Source organism: Pseudomonas oryzihabitans (assembly GCF_032027545.1).
Taxonomy (GTDB): domain Bacteria; phylum Pseudomonadota; class Gammaproteobacteria; order Pseudomonadales; family Pseudomonadaceae; genus Chryseomonas; species Chryseomonas oryzihabitans_F.
This window is the reverse complement of sequence record NZ_JAVSJB010000023.1, coordinates 1-19,337: the sequence shown is the minus strand read 5'-3', so window position 1 is coordinate 19,337 and position 19,337 is coordinate 1. Positions and strand designations below refer to the sequence as shown.

General features: G+C 56.4%; 16 protein-coding genes. 6 read left to right on the top strand and 10 right to left on the bottom strand.

The features are described from left to right. Nucleotides 1-28 precede the first annotated feature (28 nt). The 6 genes from RND78_RS24290 to RND78_RS24265 form a co-directional block, all read right to left on the bottom strand. The gene (locus RND78_RS24290) at nucleotides 29-3,103 is read right to left on the bottom strand and encodes an error-prone DNA polymerase (RefSeq protein WP_312732555.1); all 3,075 of its coding nucleotides are present in this window, start codon (nucleotides 3,101-3,103) and stop codon (nucleotides 29-31) included. Next, the gene (locus RND78_RS24285) at nucleotides 3,100-4,515 is read right to left on the bottom strand and encodes a DNA polymerase Y family protein (protein WP_312732554.1); all 1,416 of its coding nucleotides are present in this window, start codon (nucleotides 4,513-4,515) and stop codon (nucleotides 3,100-3,102) included. Before RND78_RS24285 ends, RND78_RS24290 begins: the two co-directional genes overlap by 4 nt. A 12-nt stretch (nucleotides 4,516-4,527) precedes the next feature. After that, entirely contained in the window at nucleotides 4,528-5,160 is a 633-nt protein-coding gene (gene imuA / locus RND78_RS24280) for a translesion DNA synthesis-associated protein ImuA (protein WP_312732553.1), read from the bottom strand. Continuing rightward, nucleotides 5,153-5,596, bottom strand: a complete 444-nt coding sequence (locus RND78_RS24275) for a hypothetical protein (protein ID WP_077172100.1) — start codon at nucleotides 5,594-5,596, stop codon at nucleotides 5,153-5,155. Before RND78_RS24275 ends, imuA begins: the two co-directional genes overlap by 8 nt. Before the next feature lie 422 nt (nucleotides 5,597-6,018). Beyond that, on the bottom strand, nucleotides 6,019-6,783 hold the full coding sequence (locus RND78_RS24270) for a hypothetical protein (RefSeq protein ID WP_312732552.1): 765 nt from the start codon (nucleotides 6,781-6,783) through the stop codon (nucleotides 6,019-6,021). A gap of 9 nt (nucleotides 6,784-6,792) precedes the next feature. Next, nucleotides 6,793-7,434, bottom strand: a complete 642-nt coding sequence (locus tag RND78_RS24265; protein ID WP_312732551.1) for a recombinase family protein — start codon at nucleotides 7,432-7,434, stop codon at nucleotides 6,793-6,795. Nucleotides 7,435-7,721: 287 nt separating this feature from the next. Between RND78_RS24265 and RND78_RS24260 the strand changes: the two genes are divergently transcribed. From RND78_RS24260 to RND78_RS24235, 6 genes are all read left to right on the top strand, one after another. Continuing rightward, nucleotides 7,722-8,015 carry a hypothetical protein gene (locus RND78_RS24260; RefSeq protein WP_312732550.1) on the top strand — a complete coding sequence of 98 codons (294 nt, stop codon included), beginning with the start codon at nucleotides 7,722-7,724 and terminating at the stop codon, nucleotides 8,013-8,015. 206 nt (nucleotides 8,016-8,221) lie between these two features. Then, nucleotides 8,222-9,169 carry a DUF1837 domain-containing protein gene (locus RND78_RS24255; protein WP_312732549.1) on the top strand — a complete coding sequence of 316 codons (948 nt, stop codon included), beginning with the start codon at nucleotides 8,222-8,224 and terminating at the stop codon, nucleotides 9,167-9,169. After that, nucleotides 9,169-11,787, top strand: coding sequence for a DEAD/DEAH box helicase (locus RND78_RS24250; protein WP_312732548.1), 2,619 nt, complete (start codon nucleotides 9,169-9,171; stop codon nucleotides 11,785-11,787). Before RND78_RS24255 ends, RND78_RS24250 begins: the two co-directional genes overlap by 1 nt. Before the next feature lie 9 nt (nucleotides 11,788-11,796). Then, nucleotides 11,797-12,090 carry a DCL family protein gene (locus RND78_RS24245; RefSeq protein ID WP_312732547.1) on the top strand — a complete coding sequence of 98 codons (294 nt, stop codon included), beginning with the start codon at nucleotides 11,797-11,799 and terminating at the stop codon, nucleotides 12,088-12,090. Between the two features lie 595 nt (nucleotides 12,091-12,685). Continuing rightward, nucleotides 12,686-13,975: an AAA family ATPase gene (locus tag RND78_RS24240; protein ID WP_312732546.1), complete on the top strand. Its 1,290-nt coding sequence runs from the start codon at nucleotides 12,686-12,688 to the stop codon at nucleotides 13,973-13,975. Beyond that, nucleotides 13,968-14,765 carry a hypothetical protein gene (locus tag RND78_RS24235; protein ID WP_312732545.1) on the top strand — a complete coding sequence of 266 codons (798 nt, stop codon included), beginning with the start codon at nucleotides 13,968-13,970 and terminating at the stop codon, nucleotides 14,763-14,765. The genes RND78_RS24240 and RND78_RS24235 overlap by 8 nt, the downstream gene beginning before the upstream one ends. A gap of 346 nt (nucleotides 14,766-15,111) precedes the next feature. Here RND78_RS24235 and RND78_RS24230 read toward each other — a convergent pair whose 3' ends face one another. The 4 genes from RND78_RS24230 to RND78_RS24215 form a co-directional block, all read right to left on the bottom strand. Continuing rightward, the gene (locus tag RND78_RS24230) at nucleotides 15,112-15,984 is read right to left on the bottom strand and encodes a hypothetical protein (RefSeq protein ID WP_312732544.1); all 873 of its coding nucleotides are present in this window, start codon (nucleotides 15,982-15,984) and stop codon (nucleotides 15,112-15,114) included. A gap of 256 nt (nucleotides 15,985-16,240) precedes the next feature. After that, nucleotides 16,241-16,525, bottom strand: a complete 285-nt coding sequence (locus tag RND78_RS24225; protein ID WP_027601765.1) for a type II toxin-antitoxin system RelE family toxin — start codon at nucleotides 16,523-16,525, stop codon at nucleotides 16,241-16,243. A 10-nt stretch (nucleotides 16,526-16,535) separates the two neighbouring features. After that, entirely contained in the window at nucleotides 16,536-16,769 is a 234-nt protein-coding gene (locus RND78_RS24220; RefSeq protein ID WP_027601766.1) for a Phd-YefM, read from the bottom strand. Between the two features lie 296 nt (nucleotides 16,770-17,065). Continuing rightward, nucleotides 17,066-19,309 (bottom strand): SNF2-related protein, encoded by a 2,244-nt coding sequence (locus RND78_RS24215; RefSeq protein ID WP_312732592.1) that lies wholly within the window; start codon nucleotides 19,307-19,309, stop codon nucleotides 17,066-17,068. Between the last annotated feature and the right edge of the window lie 28 nt (nucleotides 19,310-19,337).

Here is a 19,337-nt window from a genome sequence, read left to right as displayed (position 1 = left end):
CTCTACGTTTGAATTTGCTGGGCATTTTTCAATGAAAGTCCCGGCTTCGGGTATCGAGCCCCTGCAACAGCTCGCTGATGTCTTGCAATCTACCCGCGACAATATGCAGTACGCCGTCTCGTGTCTCGATGGTGCCATCTACTCGCAGCAGCTGTGACGCTACTAGCTCCCGCCGCTGGCGCTCCGCCAGGGTTCGCCACACCACTACGTTCACCATCCCATGCTCGTCCTCCAGCGTCACGAACGTCACACCGCTGGCGGTACCAGGCCGCTGCCGGCCGACGACTAGGCCAGCGACCCGAGCCGGCTGACCGTGGCGCCGCTCCTTCAGCTCCAGCGAGCTCATCAGCCGCCGGGCCGACAGCTCCGGCCGCAGCAAGGTAAGTGGGTGCGGCCCCAGGGTGGTACCCAGGGACGCATAGTCCGAGTAGAGGTCTTCACCTACGGTCGGGGCGACCAGCTCCTGGATCTCCTCCTCAACGACCGCGCCCTCAGCGAAGAGGGGTAACTGCGGCTCGATCGCGGCCATGGCCCAGCGCGCCTGGAACCTGTGCCCAGCCAGCCCCTTCAACGCCCCGGCATCCGCCAGGCACTCCCGGGCCTTGGCATCGAGGCCTGCGCGCAGGCACAGATCGGTGACGTCGCGGAATGGTCGCTGCCGGCGGGCCTGCTCAACCGCGCGCCCGGCTTTCTCGGCCAGGCCGCGCACCATCCGCAGGCCCATCCGGATCGCAGGCTGCGTGCTATCTGCTACAGCCTTGAGGCTGCAATCCCAGTTGCTGCAGGTTACGTCCACCGGCAGGGTCTGTAGCCGATGGCGCCGAGCGTCTTGCAGGATATGGTCAGGGCTGTAGAAGCCCATAGGGTAGGAGTTGATCAGCGCAGCAGCAAAGGCGGCCGGCTCATGGCATTTAAGCCAGCAGCTGGCGTAGGTCAGCAGGGCGAAGCTGGCCGCATGGGACTCGGGAAAGCCGTAGCTGCCGAACCCCTCGATCTGGCGGAAGATGTCCGCGGCGTACTCGGCCGTGTAGCCGTTGGCGAGCATGCGCGAGGTCAGCCGCTCCCGGTGGGGCTCAAGGCCCCCGTGTCGCTTCCAGGCCGCCATGCTGCGGCGCAGCTGATCGGCTTCGCCCGGGCTGTAGTCGGCGGCGAGGATGGCGAGCTCCATCACCTGCTCCTGGAACAATGGGACACCCAGCGTTCGGCCGAAGACGCGCTCCAGCTCCGGTGGGTAGCTGATCTCCTCCTGGCCGGCTCTTCGCCGCAGGTACGGATGGACCATGCCCCCCTGGATCGGGCCTGGCCGGACGATGGCCACCTCGATCACCAAGTCGTAAAAGGTCTGCGGCTTCAGCCGCGGCAACATGGCCATCTGGGCGCGCGACTCGATCTGGAACACCCCGAGCGTATCGGCGCGGCTGATCATGGCGTAGGTCGGCTTGTCCTCCTGGGGGACGGTAGCCAGCGTCAGCTCCTCGCCCCGGTAGCCCTTGACCAGGTCGAAGCACCGGCGCAGGGCACTGAGCATCCCCAGGGCGAGGATGTCGACCTTGAGCAGGCCCATGGCATCGAGGTCATCTTTGTCCCACTGGATGACCGTCCTACCCTCCATGGCGGCATTCTCCACTGGCACCAGGGTATCCAGCGTCTGGTCGGCGATGACGAAACCGCCCGGGTGCTGGGAGAGGTGCCGGGGAAAGCCAATCAGCTCGCCGGTGAGCACTAGGATCCGGTGGAGCAGGGGGCCATCAGGATCGAAGCCGGATTCGCGCAGGCGCTCCGGCGGCGGGAGGTTGTCGGCCCAACGGCCGCAGCAGTCCGCCAGCGCCGTGATCTGGTCTGGGGGTAGGCCTAGAGCTTTGGCCACGTCCCGGACGGCGCCAGCAGCGTGGTAGGTGGACACCACCGCGGTGAGTGCGGCGCGCTGGCGACCGTAACGGCGGAAGATGTACTGGATGACCTCTTCCCGGCGGTCATGCTCAAAGTCGACGTCGATGTCCGGCGGCTCATCGCGCTCGTGGCTGATGAAGCGCTCGAACAGGAGGTTTATCCGGGTCGGATCCAGCTCGGTGATACCTAGTGCGAAACAGACGGCAGAATTCGCGGCCGAGCCGCGCCCCTGGCAGAGGATCCCCTGCTGCCGTGCGAAGCGGACAATGTCGTGCACGGTCAGGAAGTAACTCTCGTATGCCTTGTCGGCGATCAACTGCAGCTCTTTCTCGATCTGCGCACGCAATCGATCCGACAGGCCTTCGGACCAGCGCCAGGCGCAGCCCTCTTCGGTGAGTACACGCAGCCAGCTGGTGGCGGTGTGACCCTCCGGCACCACCTCGCTGGGATACTGGTAGCGCAACTCGGCCAGGCTGAAGGTGCAGCGCTCGGCAATGCGGAGGGTCTCCTTCAGCAGCTCGGACGGATAGCACCTCGCCAAGGCCTCACGGGTGCGCAGATGACGCTCCCCGTTTGGAAAGAGCAGCTGGCCGGCTTCGGCCACCGGTACGTGATGGCGGATCGCGGTGATGGTGTCCTGCAGGGCCCGGCGCCCGCGGCAGTGCATGTGCACGTCGCCGGCGGCTACCAGCCCTACGCCCAATGCCGCACCCAAACCCTGCAGCTGCTGCAGCCGCACCTGGTCGTCCTGATCGAAATGCAGCCCAGTAGCGATCCATAGGCGGCCGGGGAACACGTCCAGGAGCCAGCGCGCAGACTCAGCCTCCGCTCCCCGATCAGGTACCCAGAGCGCGAGGAGGCCGGCGACCTGGTCGAGATCCTCGCGCAGCAGTCGATAGCTGCCCTTGTCCGCGCGCCGGCGCGCGAGCGTGATCAGTCGGCACAGCTGCTGGTAGCCCTGCAGGTCTTGCACCAGCAGCACCAGCTTGGGGCCCTGGGCGACCTGAAACTCTGCGCCGACGATCAGCCGGACATCGTGCTTCTCCGATGCTTGCCAAGCGCGCACGATGCCGGCGAGGGTGCACTCGTCGGTAATGGCCAACGCCGCATAGCCCATAGCCTTCGCCCGCTCGAACAGTTGATCGACGCTGGACGCACCGCGCTGGAAGCTGAAGTTCGACAGGCAGTGCAGCTCCGCATAGCCGGGTGTCACGCGAACCATCCTTGCACCCACCAGCCTGACCCTTCCGCCGGCGACTGGAAGGCCCAGGCCGTACGCCCATCTGCGAGCTCGAGCACGTAATAGTCCCGACGGGCATCTTCGCCGTCCCACCAACCGCTCTCGATACGCTCCGGCCCGCTCAGGACCCGTGACTGATCGACATCCAGCGGCTCCGGCGCCGGCAGCAGCCAGCCAGGCCGCCGATTCGGTCCCAATGCTTGGAGTGCCAGCGAAGGCGTATCTCGCCGCCAGGCCCGCTCCGGCCGGTGATCTCCCTGGGCGCCCACCGCATAGACCGCATCGTCGCCCAGGCGGGAGCGCAGCCGCTCGCGCAGCTGCTCCCAGCTCACCGTCTGTTGCGGACGGTCATCGAAGAGGCCGCGGTGCTGAGGGACGAATGATGGCAGCTCGTCAGCGACCAAGCCGATGGCGAGTACAGGCTCCACCACCTGGGTGGGCTCCAGGCGGCCCCGGGCAAATTCGAACAGCAGCGCAGGGTCCCGCTCGGGTGCAAGCAGACCTACCACGATCTCGGTTGTCGGCGCCTCACGGTGTTCGAGACGCAGGGTGAAGCGTTGGGCGCCCATGTCCCGGCCGGCGAGGTAGGTGGCCAGGTCCGAGGTCAGCCGGCGCAGCGGGAACAGCAGGGCCTGGGTCGACTCAACTCCGAAGTTGAGTTCGATCCGCAGCCTGAAGGTGGTCGGGGGCAGGAAAAACTCCAGGGGCAGGACCTTGCTGCCCAGCATCTGATCGAGGTGATTGAGCAGACTCAGGGGGAAGCGCCGGGCGAGCTGCGCCCGGGGCAGCGCCAGTACCTGGTTGAGTTGCCGAAGCCCCATGCGGCCTAAGGCCTGGACGATTTCCGGCTCGAAGCCCAAGAGCGCCACCGGTAGCGTGCGCATCGCGCTGGCCAGGCCCGCATCGTCGCGAACCGCCAAGCTGTCGCCGGCGTTGGCCAATACCCGGGCGGCGACCGGATTGGGCGCCAGGGTAATCCGGTGGCCGAAGCCCAGTGCCGTGAGCTCCTGGCGCAGACGTGCCTCGAATCGAGGCCAGGGCCCGAAGAGCGGCAGGCTCGACTGCACCTCGAGCACCAGGGCGTCGGCGAAATGCAGGCTGACCTGCGAGCTGAACCCATAGGCCCAGGCCGCCAGTAGCTCGTGCTGGCGCCGTAGCGCCCCCTCGTCGTACTCCACCGTCGCAAACTGCGGGCAGATCGCTTGAGCCGCGGTGTAGGTCATGTCCGGCCGGAGCCCAAGCGCCAACGCCGCCGGGTTCGCCGCCTTGATGATCCGGCGTTGTATCGGCCCGTGGAGCAGTACCAGGGGTTCGTCCGGATCAGGACAGTTGCGCAGCACACCGTCCAGCGCGAACTGTGGGAAAAAGATGCAAGCCCATTTCATGGCAGTCGTCCCTCAATGCCAGACCCGATGCGCAAGCGCGGCGGCAGGGGGATTGCCGCCGCGGCACTTGAGCACTCGTAACTGCTGAGGCGAGCCCTCGAGCACCAGGCGCAGGGCTGCAGGTGAGGCATTAACGGCTTCCCGCTGGTGGCGAAACGCAAAGGCGAGGGTTTGCCCGGTCTCTGCAGCCACCTGCAGCCGGCGCAGCGCGCGATCGTCCGCACGGCTGGGCCAGCAGAGCACCGCGCCACAGCTACCGGAGCGCAGGCACTGCTCTGCGGCCCAAAGCACGTCTTTGCCCTGCACCTGGATGACGCTCAGCCGGCCAAGATCAACGCCGGCCTGCAGCCACGCATGCGGGTAGAGCAGGTAGGGAGGGGCGATCAGCACGACGCGTTCGCCGGCGACAGTGAGGCGCGCCAGCGTTGGCCACACGAGGGTCAGCTCACCCAGGCCCGGTCGGGCGCTCAAGATTTCGGTGAGCGCTGCATCAGGCCACCCGCCGAGCGGCAGTTGGGCATCGAGCGCCGAATGTCCGGTTGGCTGAGTGCTGGCGTCGTCGACGTGCGGACTTTGCCCGCGCCACACACGGCGACTGTCGAGCAGAGAGTCGAGCGCAACGACATTAGTGGCCGCGTTATCCATGCTGCACCCCCGTCGGCGCCGACGGCGAGCTGCCGCGCTCGGTGAGCATGACCTGCAGCTGCGCACGCAGTTTGAACAGATCTGCATGCAGGACGGAGTTCATCGACTCCAGCCGCAGGATATGACGCTGGGCACGTGAGAGGGGATCGTCGCGGTCGTCCGGAATGAGCCGGTCACCCCGGGGTACGTGGCGCTGGTTTTCCTCTTGGACGAATTGGACGTAGCGCAGTCGGTGGCGCTGTACCTCCGCCGTAAGTACATCCCGCTCAGCGACCAAAATACGATTGGCGCGCTGGGCTTGCCCCAAGCACTGACGTACCTGGTCCAGTTCTTCAGTCAGCAGATCAACGAGATTGCGGCAGTACGTCAGCTCCGTAGGACGGAAGAGGGACTGCTGCTGTTCGAAGCTGTCCTGTTCATCACCAAGCATGTCCATAGCGGCCCACCTGCTCAATCCCTGAAGCCATGACCTTCTGGTACTCGACAGAACGACCGGGACAACCGTGGCAGAGACGAGGAATGCGGCGCGAAGTGAACATGAGATAGACCTCCTTTCAGGATACTGTATGGATAGACAGTAATCAGCGAAAGGGTTCCCAGCAAGCTTGACACCGACGAACGGTAGAAGCGAAGCGGCGCCTTCTGATACGGCTTCCGGTCGACCAAAAAGAGTGTGCATTTAGGGTAGACCGCAAGCCGTACGCACTGGGTGTCTCAAATTTCGTACGGGTTAGGGTCCGAAATCTTTGCCAAATGGCACGCTGCCTTATCCATACATCAAAATCACACGCGCAGGTTCCCCTGATCAATAGACTTGATACGCATATGTAGCCATTATGTTTAATGGCTACTAACGCTTCAAACGATGTTGTCGATAGCCCTGAGCTTGAGAATTTTAGTGTTATTCTCGATTGAGATTTTCTGCTGCTTGAATGTCAGCCAAAATATGAATCTTAGCTCTTGCTCGTGCTCGAATATTTTTGGCTTGATGAATGGGATTGAGTCTCTAAAATTGGGGATTTGGTCTATTGGCAGGTCGGCTTCACTTTCTATGTTAAGTAATCTTTCTGCATAATCAATCTCTCTGACTTGCGCATATAGTCCTAGGTGCTGACCGATTTCTTGTATGCTATGGTTTTCAATGATATACGCAGGAACATCTTTGAGTGTTACTGATGACCAAAGCAACCCTGCCAAATAATCGCGTAGGCTGTCTATTTTTTCGTTAGGAATCAGCCACTTGTCTTCGTGAGCTTGACTCACGTTACCGGCAGATTCGGAGCTTTTAGATACGCAAAAGACCCAGCAATTGTGACTTGATCCTGACAACGTGACGCCTTTGATAAAAATGTCTCCGTTAGAAATCGACATTTCTTCAATATGCGCTGATCCATCGCTATCCACCTCAAAGGCGCCAATCCATTCAGGCGAAACCCTTGTTAGCTTAGGGAATTTTATGCCGTAGGTAAAAGTCCCTTCACCGGCATCCCTGAGCCTTTCGTTTTCTATAGTGCGGTAATCATAGAGAGTGCCTAGTTTTATTGTGTTGCAGCCATTCTTTATATTGAATTCTGGCGGGCAAAATTTAGCAAGGTCCGGCTGTCCAAAACCAAATAGTTTCATTTTCTTTCCTTAGACGTTGCAATCTATTGTGTTTCTTTCGGATAACTTGCATCTATTCACCGTGCTTGATGAGCACTGTAATAGCTTAGCCGTTCCCCGCACCGACATCCCCCTAGCTAGGCATTCACGGATCCGCGCGTGCAGTTGCTCATCCCTCGGCCGCCCTTTGTAGGCTTCCGCTGCCTTCGCCTTGGCGATGCCTTGGGCCGCCCGGGCACGTCGCGTTTCGTAGTCTTTTCTGGCAAATGCCGCCATGAATTCCAGGAACATCTGGGATACCGCGCGCGTCATCCACTCTTGGGCGCTATCGCCGCCTGCTGCGGCCGGGCGAAGCAGCGAATGGGTCAGTGGCAGATCGAGCGACACCACCTGCAGGCCGGCCTGGGCGATCCGCTCGCGCAATTGGTCCCAGGTCGCGCGGTCGAGACGGGACAACCGGTCCACGGCTTCCACCAGTAGCACGTCCCCTGGCTCGGCATCGGCCAGCAGGCGCAGCAGTTCGCGGCGGTCCAGCAGAGTGCCCGAAGCGTTCTCGACGTAGGTCGCGGCGATCCGCGTCCCGTGCTCGGCGGCGAAGGTGCGCAGGGCCTCCCGGGCGCGGGTAGCGTCTTGATCGTCGGTAGAGGCGCGAAGGTAGGCGCGAACGAACATGGCGGGCTCCGGTGTAGTCGTTTGGCGTATCGGAATATACCTGTAGTCGTTTGGGTCTGCTGGACTACTTTTCGCTACGCCTGGAGCGATACCGGAAGGTGTATCGCGTGAGGTACACCCTAATCGGACACATGCCCGAGGGTTGAATATGGTCTACGCTCAAACCGCGCCAAAGATCGGCGTAACAACCTAGAGCAGGTCGTATGGGTGGTCCGATAGAGATTGTGACTTTAGTGGTTGTAGAGTTTCCGCGTCTTGGAACCGCATCCGGTAGGAGCGCGTTCAACATGGGTAAGCGGGAGCACAACGAGACCAGGGAAGTACCCGATGAGCAGCCTGCGACGATTCGGGCCGCCGTTGCAGCCATCGCGCAGGAGCAAGGTGAGTCATCGGATGATTTAGCTCACCTAGTACAAGTCAACGATTACCGATACGGTGCGAAAGGGCAGCTGACATTTAATGTGGATGCGCCAGGCGCCAATGTGACCTATGGCAACGCCTATGCAATATGCCAAGTAATCACCGCGCTGAAGGTAGATGGCCGGTATTTCAGGGTGGACGAGATCCGCGCTACTACCTAGGGGCAGCTGCATGACGCAGGAAAAGCATGGGAGACTGCTTTCCGACCCATTGCAGACCTTCGTGTAGGGCGGCAGTCGGCCAAAATTGGTCGTTTGCGAGCCCCAATAAGGGCTCGCCCTATTCACTACAGTAGTAAAGCCAGTTAAATTGTAATCTCGTTATGCCGTCTGGATGGCATATGGGCGGACGATGGAATGGAGGCCGTTTGTCGATCATCACCCCTGCCGATCTTGAATCTGCTCTGACGGGCAACCCAGAAGCACTTGAGGTTCACCTGACGCTCGTTGAGCGTGACGTGCCCATTGATGGGCATTTAGTCAAGATTCACTGCCACTGCCTATCGGTGGATGGAAATGGCCGTGTTCAAACTCACCGACTGGCTGAGTTCATGAGGAATGCCGTCGTTGATTATGCGATCCCACGCTCGAAGCTCGCCGACGCAAAAGCGCGAGACAACAGATTCAACAGCACCGAGGCAGTCGCTGAGCTAGTCGAGCGTGCCAAGCGTTCGTTTACCGATTTGGCTAACACCGGTGAGGGCGGAGAGATGCTGCTGTTCCTACTGGCAGAGCGCTTTCTCAAGCTGCCGCAGATTCTTTGCAAGATGGATCTCAAGACGGACACGCGTATGCACTATCACGGCGCGGATGGGGTGTACGCGGGGGTGACAGCGGAGGGCACTTTAAAGCTTTACTGGGGTGAATCAAAAGTTTACGCGGATGCGAGCGCTGCGATTCGCGATTGTCTCAATTCTCTCTCCCCCTTTTTGATCGAGCCCGAACATGAGGATGCAGGGCGGGAGCGTGATCTGATGCTCCTTAGCGATAAGGCCGACCTTAGCAATCCGGCACTAACTGATGCACTCAAAAAGTATTTTGACAAGTCATCGATCATGTCGAAGCGGGTTCAATATTGCGGCTTGGCTCTTATAGGATTCGATTCACCGCTCTATCCGAAAGACGAGGCGAAGGCAGTTGCTGAAGAGATCGTCGAGGCGTCCCGTACTGCACTTAACGGTTGGAAGGATCGTATTGGCGAACGGCTGAAATTGGAGAAACTCGAACAGATAGAAATCGAGTTATTTTGTGTTCCTCTACCGTCAGCCGAAGGTTTCCGCGCTGCATTCCTAAAGGCAATGGGGGTCAAGGAGTAATGAGCCTTGCCGATCTACAGTCGTGGCTTCTCCAAGAGGGCGTCCGGTGCGATCTTGATACGATCACTCGACTCACAGTAGGTAGTGAAATCGACAATCTGTCACCAGATAGCTCAGTACAGTCCCCAAAATCCATTGACTGGCCCAGATTGTTGCTCGCCGGCAGTATTCTCGCGCGATCCGATAAAAGGGCCGATCAAGAAGCCGCGCTTCGAGTAGCAACCGCCGCAATTTCTTTGACAGATGATCAGGCATTCAAGGACGCCGGTGCCGTTCTGATGGGCAAGCTTTCCAACTTTCGGGCGATTACGTTAGCCACCGATCGAGAGATGGTGGAGGCTGATCTCAATGCGCGGCTTGGTATTGGGTTGCGTCTTGAGACTCAGCGTCGTGAGATAGATCGTTCCATCCTGGTACAATCGAGCGGAATTTGGCTTCAAGTAAACGATTTTCAGCATCGTTTCTGGACTGATGCAACTGGAGATAACTGGCTCTCGGCATCAGCACCGACTGCTTCAGGTAAGACGTTTCTTGTCCTTCAGTGGCTGATTGACCAAATGATAGCGGGTGAGAGCCGGGTGGTTGTTTATCTCGCCCCGACCCGCGCGCTTGTCTCCGAAATTGAGACCAATCTTAAGGAACTACTCGGCAAAGTCGAATTAGTCGAGGTTTCGTCCCTTCCCCTCACCGATAAATATAAAGCTGCGCGAGCGGGCGGCGCACGAGTGATTTTCGTCTTTACGCAAGAGCGGTTGCACCTTCTCGCCAATTTGCTCAGCGATGTGCTTTTGGTAGATATACTGATCGTGGACGAGGCGCACAAGATCGGTGACAACCAGCGAGGCGTGATTTTGCAGGACGCAATAGAGCGTGCCACTCGCGCCAACCCAAAGCTGAAAGCCGTTTTCATCAGCCCTGCAACCCAAAATCCGGAAGAGTTGCTCTCTGACGCCCCCGATGGGGTGCGGACGATCGCTGTCGATAGCGATTCTTCTACGGTCCTTCAGAATCTAATAGTCGCTATCCAAGTGCCCCGAAAATCGAAGCTTTGGGCGCTTACTCTGCGACAACAAGGCTCAGAACTTCCGATAGGGATTCTTCAGCTCGCGAGTACGCCAGCCGGGCTTAAGAAGCGCCTCGCATTCATCGCAGCAGCTGCCGGAGAAAGAGGTGGAACCCTTGTCTACGCAAACGGAGCTGGAGAAGCGGAAGAAGTCGCTGACTTGATCAGTCAGCTTTTGCCTAAACCTCAATTCATTGATCTGGAGCTTTCACAGCTCGCTGAGCTCGCGCGAAAAGGCGTGCATCAGGACTTCCGGCTAGCCCCTCTTGTGGAACTCGGGGTGGCGTTCCACTATGGCAACATGCCGTCACTGCTTCGTTTGGAGATAGAGCGGTTATTTCGGTTAGGTAAGATACGTTTCCTGGTATGCACTTCCACTTTGATAGAGGGCGTGAATCTGTCCTGTCGGACAATTGTGGTGCGCGGACCTCGTAAAGGGAAAGGCCACCCGATGGAGCCCCACGACTTCTGGAACTTAGCTGGTCGTGCAGGAAGATGGGGTAATGAATTCCAAGGAAACATCATCTGCATCGATCCGGAAGATAAGCATGCTTGGCCGGCCGGAATTCCTGGCCGCGCACGCTATCCCATCAAGCGCGAAAGTGACGCAGTTCTCGATCTTGGGGACGGCATGGCTGACTATCTCTCTAAGCGCGGGCTATCGGATCTCTCCAGTATTGAGGACAAGGATAAGTTCGAGCAGGTCGGAGCCTATTTGCTCACCACTTTTATGCGGCTCGGCTCCATATCCGCGGCTAGCCTCGCGAAACGCCATAACGCTGAATCGATTGCGAAACTCGACCAAGCGCTAGGGGGGCTGGCAGAGCAAATCGAAATTAGCGTCGACCTTGCCACCCGACATCCAGGTGTAAGTGCGATTGGCCTACAGCACCTTCTCGAAGCTTTTCGTGCCTACACGGGTGATGTAGAAAACCTGCTCCCTGCTGAAGTCGCGAGCAACGATAGCTATGATCGGTTCATAACGATTATGGAGAGAGTCAACGAGCACTTGTTTTTTGCTTTCACCCCAGGCACTCGTATCAAGCTGTATGCGTTGATCGTCGTCAAATGGCTAAAAGGATACTCGCTGGCCAGGATTATCCGTGACAGCATTGATTGGCACCAAAAGGTCGGCAGATCTTTTAAGCTGCCTGAGCTCATCCGCAGCACGATGGAGTTGGTGGAGCAAATTGCTCGGTTTAGGGCACCAAAATACCTCTCCGCCTATATGGATGTGCTGCATTTGCACCTTCGCGAGATTGGCCGTAGCGACCTAATCGATGATGGCTTAGATATCGGAATGCAACTTGAGTTTGGCGTTTCGTCGGCGACGCTACTTTCGCTCATGGAGCTTGGTCTCTCCCGTATGAGCGCTGTTGCTTTATACGAGAAAATTGCCCGCGACGATTTAAGCAAGGAGGAATGCATAGCGTGGGTTTACGAGCGCGCAAGCCAACTCCACGCAATGGATATTCCTGCCATTATCATTCGCGAGGTGCGCGAGCGTCTTGCACTACCCGATGAAGTAGCTAAGTCACATAACCCTACGAATTAGAGGTTACCTATGCCAGCAAAGCCTATTACTCTCGGATCTTTGCACTTTGAAAGGAGAGGGGACGCCATTGCATTTCTCAAAGCGATGCTCGGACGCTATGACTTAGGCGATCGAGTTAACGCTGACGACGCAGTTTTTTTGCGAGCAGCGCTAGAGAACCACCCAGATTCTGCCAAGAAAATTGGTTGTGGCATTATTGGCTTTAGCGTTCGAAGCGCCGACTTCGGCACCAAGTGCTTCTGGGTTAACCGCTCCGATGGAACGACAGAGAAATTTTCCATCACTGCTTCTATACGCGGTTAGCTCTACGAAAAACGAAGTATTGCTAGCTCGCAGTGGATGACTGCTTCTGGCCGATAGCTGTAGTTGTCGAGACGCTGCTCTCCGGCCAGGAACCACTTCTCTGGAGGATTTCGCCAGCTAGCAGCCGTTTAGTGCGACAAGCGGTGTGTAGTCGGTGAGCCATAGGTAAAAGCACACGGCTGGAGCAGATAAATGGAAAACATGGGAGACTGCTTTTGGCCAGAAGTCGCTATTGGCTAGAATTTTGTCGTGATTTTCGGTTCAATCCTCTTCGCCGGAGATTTCAGAAAATAGACGCAGCAGGCGTCGAAATGGGTCCAAACAAGGTGTTATATGACCTTGATATCCATGCTGCGTTGCAACCAAAAGCCATTGGATATGGTAATGAAAGAGTTCGCTGCGATACATTTATTACCTATGTTTAATACCCGGCGGTGAACCCCTCTTATCTGATGAAAACGGCTGGTGCATCCAAAGATAGCGGGGCTAATAGCGGCTTCTCTTATAGGAAATATAGGGAACAGGTCAAACAAAGGATCTGCACTGCACTATAGTTGCCAACTAGAAATGTCAGGGTTTTAATCTAGGGACCAGCATGCATCTAACCAAAGTAGAAATAAAAAATCTTAAATCCCTCGAAAATTTCACATGGGAATTAGCGGACAATGAAAACCCTGCCGGTTGGCATGTTTTATTAGGTGATAATGGATCAGGAAAGTCGACATTTTTGAGGGCCTGCGCCATTGCTCTGATGGGGCCAAAGAATGCGATGGGTTTGAGGCTGCCATGGGTGGATTGGGTTCAGCATGGGGAAAAAGAAGCAAAGATTAACATCGCCCTTACGCAAGATTATGCGTATGACCAGTGGGCAGGAAAGGGAAATACTACCGTAGGTAAGCTACGCGCCGCTATTAAGATAAACGATCAAGGAATAACTTCCATTGAAAAAGCCCCATCCCCTAATAGGCACGTTTGGGGAGGTACAGGTTGGTTTACATCATCTTTCGGTCCCTACAGGCGTTTCTCGGGCGGTAACAAAGAGCATGAGAAATTGTTCTACTCCTCGCCAAAGCTTGCAAGTCATCTTTCTCTGTTTGGAGAGGATGTCGCACTAAGCGAAACATTGGGCTGGTTAAGAGATCTCCACTATAACAAGTTGGATGACGAAAGCCGGGGGGGTAGCAATTCAGTGTCAGGAGCCTTACTTGAAAGCATAAAGAAATTTATCAATCAAGATGGCTTTCTTCCAAATGGTTCAAAACTTGAAGAGGTAACTCCGAAAGGCATTAATTTCAAAGATTCTAACGGGCATACCATTGAAATTACTGACCTTAGTGATGGTTTTCGGTCTATCTTAAGTATGACGCTAGAGTTAGTTCGCTTACTTAGCATCTGCTCTGGGAATAGAAAGATATTTAATAGTGATGGCACCAAGATCATAGTGCCAGGCGTGGTAATTATTGATGAAGTTGACGTCCATCTGCATCCTCGGTGGCAACGTACTATTGGGCCTTGGATGACCGATCATTTCCCGGCTATTCAGTTTATCGTTACTACTCACAGCCCGCTAGTTTGCCAAGGCGCTGTCAATGGTTCAATTACTCGCCTGCCTTCACCGGGAGGAAATGAGAAAGAAGGAAGAGTCACTGGGGTTGCGCTTGATCGCTTACTGTTTGGGGATATCCTAGAAGCGTTGAGTTCGGGGGCTTTTGGGCAGGGAATTGAACGCTCAGAAATAGCGAAAGAAATGTTTTACGAGCTGGCCACATTGAATGTCCAATCTCGGCGTCGGGAGCTTGAGTGTTCAGAGCAAGCACGGCGTGAAGAGCTTCAATCGATATTCGGATCGATGACTGAGACTGTCGAGGTAGAGCGCAATGCTTAAACTTCCGCAGATCAGTGTTTTCGGCACTACACGTACATATTTAGAAAGAAAACAAAAGGCTATTGACGATCTTCTAACTTATGCCGAACAGGTGGCTGCTGCTAAAGATTTTTGGGAGGGGAAAAATCGAAATTCATTTGCTGGAGTTCGTTCCGCTTTGGAAGCTATTTGCCCGGGCGCGAGACGCTGTCACTATTGCGAAGACTCTGTAGCAGATGAGGTTGAGCATGTATGGCCAAAAAAATTCTATCCTGAAAAAACATTTGTGTGGCAAAATTATTTGTTTTCTTGCGGCTCATGCAATGGTTCTCATAAAAATGATCAGTTTGCGGTTTTCGATGCAGGCGAGAACCAAATTGATGTGATCCGTGGAAAAAATGACCCAATATCGCCACCACCGGTGGGAAGCCCGCTCTTTATTGATCCAATATCAGAAGATCCTACAGAATATATTTCTCTAGATTTGCAAACAGGGCTTTTTGTTCCGCTGGCACGCCGTGATAGTCGCGACTTTAAGCGTGCCGAGTACACTATTAATATACTGGGATTGAATTCTAGGGATTATTTGAGTCGAGCACGAAGGAATGCGTATGCAGGTTATCTAGATGCCCTGAGTGTCTATGCGAAAATCAAAGCAGAAGGCTGTAGTCGGGAAGAGCTTTTAAATAAGCAGGCTGAAATTGGTGAAAAGCACCATCCAAGTGTGTGGCACGAAATAAAGAGTACAGCGCGTCTTGGAATCGCTCACCAGAATTTTTTCCAAACTTCTCCTGAGCTATATGAAGTGTAGTTCATTCGACGTAAATTGATCGTGGGGGTAAATTACACTCTATGCTAACTCTCCGTTTTTTGATGAACTTCTCGCGCCGCGTTGGCTATACAGAGCGTTCGAAAAGCTTGTGAGCGTAAGACCCTTTGGCGGAAGACGCTACGGGGTCGATGACTGTGAGCAGTATGCGATCAGTCCATGAGCTACAAATGTGCGGCCGCTTCTAGTGTCGGATTCCTAAGCTGCTGCCAATTTTGGAAATACTAAGATCGAATCAGCCAATGACGACAATTAACCCAAGCGGCTGTTAGCTGACAGTTCTCAGGAAATACTTTACAAGCATTAAATTGGGTAGCACTTTGCTCTCTCAATCGTTAATTTTAAGCTCTTCCATCAGGCCTAAAGTCATCATTCCATTAATAAAATGTTGAGCGACACCAGCCTCAGGCAATTCTTTATAATTGTCGCGAACCTTGAAGAACTTTCGCTCATAGGTAGTGTAAAGATTGTCAGGGCCAACAGTCGGAACTTGGAAGTTTATATAAATTAACGCTACCTTGGGATATCTTTTCAAAAGACGACTAAAAGTCTCGCGCCATTGATTATAAAGTTTTCCAACAGAGAATCTCGCGTCATTGACCGATTCCATTACGGCGCTCTTCTCGACTGCCCAAAACTCTCTGCTTAGAGATATCGCTACAATTCCGAACTGCTCCTCCATTACCCGTTTCGACACCTGGCTACAGGCAGTTTTTACTATATTCTCAACTTTTCCGTTTACGAATAGTCTTTTGCACTCCACGGGTATGCTACTTCTGTCGTAGATAAACCTAATGTCTGCCTCAGCAGCATGGGTCGGAATTTCGGCTTTCATACCGAAAGCTAGGAGATTCGAAGCGATATAGAGTTGAAAGCAATAATTTCTGGCTTTATTTCCGGCACCTGCCAATCGCTCATTTTCTAATGAATGAGCACCTTTCAAACAAATAGATATTTCTGCACGACCAATGCATTCATGCCGCTCTGAAATTCTCACAATGACATACATTTCGCTGAGTTCAACTAGAGCCCAGGCCTCGTCATCAGTCAGCTCCGGGTTTTCCATAAACCTATTTACTATGCTCAAATAGCGTTGAAATCTAGTACCGTTCAGATTATATCCTTCTCGCTCTAAATACTCGCCAACATACAGCAGTCTCCCCATGTTTTGCCGGTGGAAATGATGGGCATCAATTTTCATATTTCTCTCGATAAAGATGAGTTTGGGCAAGTACTTAAATGCTTATTTAACCCTACAGCAGGCTTTCTAGAAATTATCTGAGTCAGGCTAGTGGATGAGGACAGCTCGGGCTCGGGAGCTGCCGTTCGAGACGTTGCTCCTTATTGATAACCGTGCTTTTCAAAGATTCTGCCAGCTGGCGGCTGGCTTGTGTTACAAGCGGCGTGTGATCGGAGAGCTATAGACAAAAGAAACCCCGCCGAAGCGGGGGATCTCGTCAGGCTCTTCTATTGGCAGCCTCGTAAACCTCGTCATCACGTCTGGCCCCTACGCATAGGATCAGTATGATTTCCGTGCCTTCGATCTTGTAAATGATGCGTACATCGCCCGTCCTGATCCTGCGATGCCCTGCGAGGGCGCCGCGGAGAGGCTTGCCAATTTTTTCAGGTTCGCCTTCAGCGATCCGTTCCCGGATCACTTTGAGTACCCTTTTCGCCTCAGCTTTGCCTAGCTGGACGAGATCATGCTCGACATCAGGGTGAAACCGAACGCTCCATTTCATCAACCTTCGCCTATTCGAAGCGAGCCTCCATGTCCTCAAGGCTCACTGTGTTTTGTTTGTCCAAGGTGGAAAGGCGTTCAATGGCGAGGCGCTCAGCACGCAGGTCTTCGAGTTCGTCCTGCAGAGCTTGGTAGGCCTCTACGCCTACCAACACTGCAGCCGGCTCGTTGTCCTTGAAAATCACTAGGTGAGTGACCTCACCACTGGTGACCTCTTTCAATTTCGCGCTAAAGCCTCGAACCATTGCTGTAGCAGACACCGCCTGTTCAGCCCGGTCTAGGAGTGCACTCATGCGCTGTGGCCTCAAAGTCATTCGATAGCGGTAGGTAGGTGTGATCGTCTGAGTCAATTCGATTGTCGTGTCGGTGCGATCAAAGTAGTTAGCTTAGTCATAGGTATGGCACGCGCAAGCTCATGATACACAAAACTATGCGTAAATAAATATGCGGATTGCTCGTGGGTCTTTCGTGTTTAGCAGGACGCTGATAGCTGCTTCTCTAGGGTATCGGGAGAAGGAACCCCTCCGAAGAGGGGCTGTTGTCATCCACTGACCAGTTGCCTAGCCAACGCCATCTCGACCGAATCACCATCCTGGTTCAACGCATCGAGCCCAGACTCTGGAACGTCTCCCGACGTGCTCTGAGCCACCGCGATCTTCTTGGCCATCAGCTGCAGGCAGGTGATCTGGGAGCTGCCGGCATAGCCGAAGAACAGCACCCGTACCGCCTGCTTCTGACCGATCCGCCACGACCGGCGCGCTGCCTGCTGCAGGGTGTAGACGTTGTAGCCCGTCTGTAGGAAGACGATGGTCGGGAAGTCCAGCAGATCCAGACCGGTCTTCACCAGCTCCGGGTTGGTGACCAGCACGTCGACGCCACGGTCGACTTGGTCGAGGATCCAATCCTCGCGTCGGGCCGTATCCACCGAAGCACGCAGTACCGCCACCTTCAGACCGGCCTGCTCGAGCAAGCGCTTGAGCCGACTGGTCGTGTCCCGGGTGCCGCTGTAGACGGTGTAGGCCAGCACCTTGCGGCCCAGCGCCTTCTCCTGACGGCACAGCTCGATCAGCGCCTCCTCCTTGGGGCTGGCCTGGTCTTCGTCGAAGATCGCGTCGACCCTGGCCAAGGTGTCCCGGGTCCGAGGGTGTTTCACCACCTCCGGCCGGAAACAGCAGTCCGGCCAGGCCAGCAGCACATTGAGCACCACCCCAAGTAGCGTGGTGTCTCGCCGTGCCAGGGCCTGGCGGAGCTCCGCGGTGAGTTTGCTGGCCAGCTGCCGATAGGCCGCGTCCTGGTGCGCCTCCATCGGGATGTCGACGAACTCCTCCTGGTACGTCGGCAGCACATTGCCGCCGATGTCCTTGAGCTTGAGAAACACGGTAAAGGGCAGCACGAAGCGGTGGATACCTTTGGGGCCGAAGCCTGGGGCCTTCACCGTCCGTACCGAAAGCTTCTTGCCCCGGGCCGTTTTGTGCGATTGGCTGTCGCGCTCGGTGTAGATGTCCTTGAGCACGCCGTGGTCGCGCATGAACGACATGGCCGCAGGGGCCATGCTGCCACGCGCGTTCGGTCGGTAGCCGTCCTCGATCATGCGCCGGGAGAGGATCCGGAACAGGAGGTAGAACAGGTCGTCGGCGTAGCCGCCCATGAGCGTGCCCGTCAGTAAAAGCGTTTTGCGAGCCTTCGCTGCCAGCACTCCCATAGCCTGGCCCTGGGCCGAACCGCTGTTTTTGTACTCGTGTCCCTCGTCCACCACCAGCAGGTCGAAGTAGCCCTCCGGTAAGTAGCGCTTGATGAACTCGGTCGGTTGGTAGCCGCCCTCGCCGAAGCCGAATTCCAGGTTGGCCATCGCCCGTTCCATGCGTTTGGCCTGGCGGTCACTGAAGACGAAGTTGCCCTTGGCGTCCATCAGGTTGATGAACTCATGGACGTTGTCAGCCAGCATCGTGGCGAGAAACTCTTCGCCGAAGTCCGCCACCAACTTTTCGGCCCGGATGGGACCGATGGTGGGTATGCGGCACATCGACTTGAGGATCACGCTGCGTCTGTCACCACTCGCGGTCTTGCCCGGGCGCATCAGCGTCCAGAGGGGCGCCTTGCACTTCGGGCACTGCCGGCGCCGCTCCTCGCGCTGGAAGTCCTCCAGGGTGAGGTAGTTGCCTTCCTCGTCCTCGAGCACGCGACCACAGTCCGTACAGCAGGCCAGTCGTCTTCCGCCGGCGGCGCGGCGCGTACCGCACGCCAGCCGCCAGTGGAAGCCCATCCGCATCCGTACGCGGCCCAGGATGAAGAACTCCTGACGACCATCGTACGGCTCTCCCAGGGCCTGGCGGAGCTTGAGCAGCTTCACCAGGGTGTCCGGCCCGTTGAGCACCCAGACGCGCGCGCCCGGGACGGTTTCGAGGATCTCGCGTCGCCACTTGTAGACCAGATGGGGCGGCGAGACGACCAGGGTGCGGCGATAGCCTACGGCGTGGAGTACAGCTGCCACGGCAATGGCCATCATGGTTTTCCCGGTCCCCATCTCGGCGTTGATGATGCCGGCCTGTTCGCCGCGGTCGAGCAGCAGCGCGGCGATCGCCTGGACGACATCGGCTTGCGCCGGGAAGGGTGTGCGTTTGAGCCCCGCCATCACGGCCTGGCGCCCGGGGTGAGCGGCGCCGGCATAGACCGGTGGGTTGGAACGGTTGAGGGAGTCGAGCAGACCCTCGCCGAACTCGGCGATGAAGTCGGTCAGGCTGACGGTGGTGAGCAGGGCCGGTTGGCCAGCGTTGAGGTCGGTCATGTGAATCTCCTTGAAGACGCGGGCACGG